General features: G+C 37.9%; 5 protein-coding genes. All 5 read left to right on the forward strand.

The genetic code is table 11. The features are described 5' to 3' along the window. Window positions 1–262 precede the first annotated feature (262 nt). The 5 genes from FC24_RS07650 (at window position 263) to FC24_RS07670 (ending at window position 6,219) form a co-directional block, all read left to right on the forward strand. Window positions 263–1,441, forward strand: a complete 1,179-nt coding sequence (locus tag FC24_RS07650) for a glycosyltransferase family 4 protein (protein WP_057874303.1) — start codon at window positions 263–265, stop codon at window positions 1,439–1,441. A 30-nt stretch (window positions 1,442–1,471) separates the two neighbouring features. After that, the gene (locus FC24_RS07655; RefSeq protein ID WP_057874304.1) at window positions 1,472–2,494 is read left to right on the forward strand and encodes a glycosyltransferase family 4 protein; all 1,023 of its coding nucleotides are present in this window, start codon (window positions 1,472–1,474) and stop codon (window positions 2,492–2,494) included. Window positions 2,495–2,496: 2 nt separating this feature from the next. Then, window positions 2,497–3,516 carry a lysylphosphatidylglycerol synthase transmembrane domain-containing protein gene (locus tag FC24_RS07660; protein ID WP_057874305.1) on the forward strand — a complete coding sequence of 340 codons (1,020 nt, stop codon included), beginning with the start codon at window positions 2,497–2,499 and terminating at the stop codon, window positions 3,514–3,516. A gap of 203 nt (window positions 3,517–3,719) precedes the next feature. After that, entirely contained in the window at window positions 3,720–3,956 is a 237-nt protein-coding gene (locus FC24_RS07665) for a YkuJ family protein (protein WP_057874306.1), read from the forward strand. 193 nt (window positions 3,957–4,149) lie between these two features. Further along, window positions 4,150–6,219 carry an LTA synthase family protein gene (locus FC24_RS07670; protein ID WP_057874307.1) on the forward strand — a complete coding sequence of 690 codons (2,070 nt, stop codon included), beginning with the start codon at window positions 4,150–4,152 and terminating at the stop codon, window positions 6,217–6,219. Window positions 6,220–6,338 lie beyond the last annotated feature (119 nt).

A 6,338-nucleotide genomic window follows, 5' to 3' on the forward strand; every position in this document is an offset into this window, starting at 1 on the left:
GTGATTAGAACTTTTATAATTAATTCACCAACAACAGTTGACGAAGAGCCTTTTTTATTCAGCCTAGAAGGCGCGTTTTCATGATGGCTAGTTCTAATAGCGGGAAAAAACTCAGTCTTTCGAGTGATTGTCATTCTAGCGGACTTCGTTATAATAATAGACGATCAGAAAACAGGTTACTGCTTGCTGTCGTCATTTGCGCTTTAGACGGACAGCCTCTATAATTAAGCTATTAGATTGGCCTAAAGAAGGTGAATTACGCGTGAATATCGGATTATTTACAGATACATATTTTCCACAAGTCAGTGGCGTTGCCACCTCTATTAAAACACTACGTAATGAGCTTGAACGTGAAGGCCATTCCGTTTATATTTTTACAACGACAGATCCACATGTTGATAAAGATGCCTTTGAGCCGAATACATTTCGTTTTCCCAGCGTCCCATTTATCTCTTTTACAGACCGGCGCATTGCGGTAAGAGGGTTATTTCATGCTTATCAAGTTGCACGGGATTTGGATTTAGATATTGTTCATACTCAAACTGAATTTTCGATGGGTTATATTGGCAAATTTGTTGCGAAGAATTTAAAAATTCCTTGTATTCATACTTATCACACAATGTATCAAGATTACCTGCATTATATTTTAAATGGGAAGTTATTGCGTCCCTACCATGTTAAACAGGCTATGCGGGCATATTTGCACCACATGGACGGTGTAATTGCACCCAGCGAACGTGTCGTTGCAACGTTACAAGGCTATGGGATCAAAGCACCAATGCGAATTATTCCCACTGGGATTGACATTTCACAATATGAACAGCCTGTGAAGGTGAACTGTCGAAAAAAATTAGGTATTTCAGCAACAGCCCCGGTATTGCTTTCTTTAAGTCGGGTCGCTTATGAAAAAAACATTCAGGAAGTCGTTGCAATTTTTCCACAAATTTTGGTGCAACAACCAGACGCACAACTTGTTATCGTTGGGGATGGCCCAGCTAAGGATAGTCTGATGCAACAGGCACAGCAACTCGGAATCGCCGAGCACGTCATTTTTACCGGTGAAGTACCTAATGAACATGTAGCTGCTTATTACCACATGGCTGATTTGTTTGTGTCTGCTTCGCATTCTGAATCCCAAGGGCTAACCTACGTTGAAGCTATGGCAAGCGGACTAAAGTCGGTGGCTGCGGCAAGTCCTTACACACTAGAATTGTTGGATGATCCGGCGATCGGCACTACATTTGAAAATCAAGCAGAAATGGTGCATCAGATTTTGACTTATTTAGCGCATCCACACAGTTATTCTGATCCCGGGCCGCGGCAACGTAAGTTATATGCGATTTCAGCGACTCATTTTGGGGAACAAGTCGTTCGTTTTTATCAAGATACTCGGTCGGATTATGCGCAGCGGCACCCAGATTCTGCAGATTTCAGTGATTAAACATAAATTTTTTAATTGGAGCGTTACAGCATGTTAGACATTCACATGTTTTCAAGTGCAACTAAAGTAAAGGGACAAGGCGTCGGTAGTGCCTACACCGAATTGATTGGACTATTAAAGCATCATTTTCAAGGTGAGTTTAAGGTGAGCATCAATCAGTATGGTAAAGCAGATATTAGTCATTACCATACCATTGACCTGCCTTTTTTTCTGTCTACTTTTTCTAAGCGGCGTGGCCGTAAGATAGGTTATGTTCATTTTTTACCAGAGACTTTGGAAGGTAGTTTGACGCTACCACAGCCGTTTAAGGCACTTTTTTACCGTTATGTCATTGCTTTTTATCGGCGAATGGATCAGCTGGTGGTAGTTAACCCGAGTTTTATTCCTAAATTAGTGGCTTACCACATACCAGCTGAAAAGATTACTTACATTCCTAATTTTGTTTCTAAAAAAGAATTTTACCCTAAATCTACACAACAAATTCAGCAGTTGCGCCAGCAATATCACATTGCTCCGGATCAGTTTGTGATCTTAGGGGCTGGTCAAATTCAAGAACGGAAGGGTGTAGATGATTTTGTTGCGTTAGCACGCCGTAATCCGGACATTCAATTTATTTGGGCTGGTGGTTTTTCTTTTGGCAAAATGACGGATGGTTACCAGCGCTATCAAAAAATGGTGGCTAAGCCGTTGCCAAATTTAAAGTTTACCGGCATCATTGAGCGTAAGGAATTGGTTAATTATTATAATTTAAGTGATCTTTTCTTATTACCATCATATAATGAATTATTTCCCATGTCTGTTTTAGAAAGCTTTGCTTGTGGTACGCCAGTTTTGTTGCGTGATTTAACTTTATACCGTTCAATTTTAGCTGGCTATTATCTCGCGGCAAAAGACATGAAGGCAATGGATCAGCAAATTAAGCAATTGCGGCAGCAGCCAGCGGCACTAGCACACATGCAAAAGCAAGCACATTTAGCTGCCGATTATTATTCAGAAGCTCATTTAGCCAAAATTTGGCATCACTTTTACACACAACAAGCTAAAGAAGGTTAAATATGAGTCGAAAGAACATTGCAGTACTAATTGCCATGTTGTTATTAGGTGGCGGTATCTTTGCGTATGAACTACGCCATGTTCAGCTAACGCAGCTACTAAAGATGTTTCATCAATTGAATTTTTGGTGGTTAGGATTAGCTGCAGGTTGCATGGGGCTTTATTGGTTGATGGAAGCTTTTGTGGTTAAGCTAATGCTCAAGGGCCGGGTAGTTCATTTTTCGTTTAAAAATGCCATTCGGATCCCATTGGTGGAACAATTATTTAATTCGTTAACGCCCTTTTCATCTGGTGGACAACCGGCACAATTGGTTGCTTTAATGCAATCTGGCATTGATGGCGGTCGAGCGAGTTCATTATTGTTGATGAAATTTATTGTTTTTCAAACCATGGTATTAGTCAATTTTATTTTAACTTTGATCTTTGGCTTTGAGTTGGTAGCAACAAAGTTTACTTATTTAGCGTGGCTGGTGGTGTTTGGCTTTGTTATGCATTTAGCCACTATCAGCGCTTTGTTGATGATTATGTACTGGTATAAGCTGACAAAAAATCTCGTTCGTTGGGTAATGCATCCCTTGTACTGGTTTTTTAATCAACAGCGGGTTCAACGTTGGGAAACTAGCTTAAACCAGAAAATTGATAATTTTTACCGGGAGAGCTTGCGGATTAAAAAGCAGGGAAAAATGCTTTTTGAAGCCAGTATATTAACGTTTATACAATTATTATTCTATTATAGTGTTCCTTATTTTGTATTACTGGCTCTCGGGTTACGCCCGGATTTTATCACTGTCTTAGTTTTACACATTATGATTGTGATGATCATTTCGTTATTTCCGGTTCCAGGCGGTTCAGGTGGTGCTGAAGTTAGTTTTCGTGCATTGTTTGCAACGTTTACAGCGACAAATAGCAAATTGGTTTTAGCAATGCTGCTTTGGCGGTTATTGACTTATTATTTAGGCATGTTTGTGGGAATGTTTGCCTTAGTGATTAAACCAGATAAAGTTGAAGAATTACGCGAATGATAATCAAATTATGCTTTCAATTGATTTTTCTAAGGGTTAGCACGGCCTTATTTTTTACAGGATAGCAGGGTTTTGAAGTGCTACTAGCGGTAATAAATCCAATAAAAAGTAATTATTTTCAAATAACTAAGATGGAAATGGGCACATGAGTTGATTTTCTGGTATCATTATTGGGGTAAAGATCCAATGAAGGGAGTCACTTTATGAAAAGCTCACAGCTTGTTGCGATTATTAATCGCTTAGAAGCGATGTTGAAAGATGCTGCTAATAATGAGGTTCAGACGCGCCGGTTTGAAAAAGAAGGTACTGAACGCGGTTTAGTTAGTTACGATCCTGCAACAAAAACTTTTACTCTAGAAGAATTAACTAATCATCAGAAGTTTGAATTTGATGATATTGATCTCATTGCAATGGAGATTTATGATCTGCTTGATGATTGATGAGTTCCTAAGCAAACAATCTGGATGGGCAGTCGTTGGCAACCAAAAATTGGTTTGTTGGCGATTGTTTTTCTATTATTAAAGTTAAATATTTCATGAAGCTTGCGGTCAGCAATTGTTTTTCATGTATAAATCCAGTATGATTTAAGAGACTTTGAAACGTATTTTATGTTGACGGAGGTAAGTAGTTATTATGGGGCAACCTTTAAAGAAAGTGCGGTCGGGATTAAATACACGGCTTGGCTTCTTTATTCTCGCAGTCTTATTATTCGGCATTAAATCTTATTTTGCATATAAAACAAAATTTAGTTTAGGCGTTAGCGGGGGGATGCAAAATCTGCTGTTAGCATTTAACCCGTTTCCTTTTGCCGTTTTATTGTTAGGACTAGCACTATATATGCGCGGCCGCAAATCATATTGGTTCATGCTGCTGATTGATGCGATTATGGCAACTTGGCTGTTTGCCAATATTTTGTATTACCGCGAATTTTCAGATTTTCTAACCTTTAATTTAATGAAGGGTTCTAGCTCTGTTTCTAATAATTTAAATCAAAGTATCGCGGGAATTGTTCATCCCACCGACTTTTTAGTTTTCTTGGATGTTGTCATCTTAATTCTTTTATTGGCATTTAAAGTCATAAAAGTGGATACACGTGCATTTAAATTTCGGTATGCTGCATTAGTTTCAGGACTAGCAGTACTTTTGTTTGGCGCTAATTTAAGTTTAGCTGAAACGGATCGCTCAGGGTTATTGACTCGAACTTTCGATAATAATTATATTGTTAAATATCTAGGATTAGAGGCTTATACGGTTTATGATGGTGTAAAAACGACGCAAAATAATGCGACTAAAGCTAATGCCAATAGTTCTGATCTCACCAGTGTGAAAAATTTTATTGCAAAGAATCAAGCGACGCCAAATGTTGAGTATTCAGGTGTTGCTAAAGGTAAAAATGTTTTCATTATCCATTTGGAAAGTTTACAGCAATTTATGATTGATTATAAATGGGATGGGCAAGAAGTGATGCCCAACATTGATAAACTTTACCATGCACAAGACACTTTGAGTTTTGATAACTTCTATAATCAAGTTGGTCAAGGTAAGACAGCTGATGCAGAAATGATGTTAGAAAATAGTCTTTTTGGATTGCCTGAAGGTTCTGCGATGGTGATGGATGGGACAACAAACACATTTCAGGCAGCACCAGCAATTTTAGGTCAACATGGTTACACTAGTGCCGCTTTTCATGGGGACGTACCAAGTTTTTGGAACCGGGATAATACCTATAAATCCTGGGGATATGATTATTTCTTTAGCAAGTCTTATTACCCGAATTCTAAGAAATCTAGTTACAACTTAGGTTATGGCATGAAGGATAAAATCTTTTTGAAAGATTCTGCTCAATATGTTCAACGATTACCACAGCCTTTTTATGCCAAACTGATTACAGTAACCAATCATTATCCATATACCATTGATTCTCAGAATAAATCTATTGAACCATTTGATACTGGTGATTCAACCGTTGATCCGTATGTGCAAACAGCACGTTATTTAGATCAAGCTGTCGGTGAATTTATGAATTGGCTTGAAAAAACTGGATTAGACAAAAAGAGTATGATTGTGTTGTATGGTGATCACTATGGGATTTCAAACAATCATAAACCAGCAATTGCAAAATTGTTAGGCAAGAAAAAAGTGACGAATTATGACCTTGCTAATTTCCAGAAAGTGCCGTTTATGATTCATATGCCAGGTTTAAAGGGCGGAATTAATCACACTTATGGTGGTGAGATTGATGTATTACCGACCTTGTTGAATTTATTGGGGATTAAGGATCAAGATACGATTCAATTTGGCAATGATCTGTTAGCGCCGGGCCGGAACCAGACGGTGGCATTCCGCAATGGTGATTTTGTTTCACCGACGTATACAAAATATGGGGCTGATTATTTTGATCATAATGGCAAGGAATTAAAGCATATGACTAATGAACAGCGACAAGCAATTGATGATATGCAAAACTATGTCACAACGCAGCTATCTGCTTCGGATAAAGTGATCAATGGTGATTTGCTTCGTTTCTATCAGCCGGAAGGTTTTAAGAAGGTTATTAAAGGCAACTATAACTATAAAAAATCAACGGCTTTAAAACAGTTGAAAAAGAAAACTAAGAAAAATTCGACAAGTTTAATGTCGCAAAATGATCATAAATCTACGATGTCTGATTATGAAACAGATGCGCCTGAATTGAAAAAATAATTTTTCGCCGACAGATTTTAATAATCTGTCGGTTTTTTTAATATTTTTAAGCTGAAAATGATAAATTAAGGCTCTTCGTCAACTGTTGTTGGTGAATTAATTATAAAAGTTCTAATCAC

The organism is Loigolactobacillus rennini DSM 20253, assembly GCF_001436505.1.
Taxonomy (GTDB): Bacteria; Bacillota; Bacilli; order Lactobacillales; family Lactobacillaceae; genus Loigolactobacillus; species Loigolactobacillus rennini.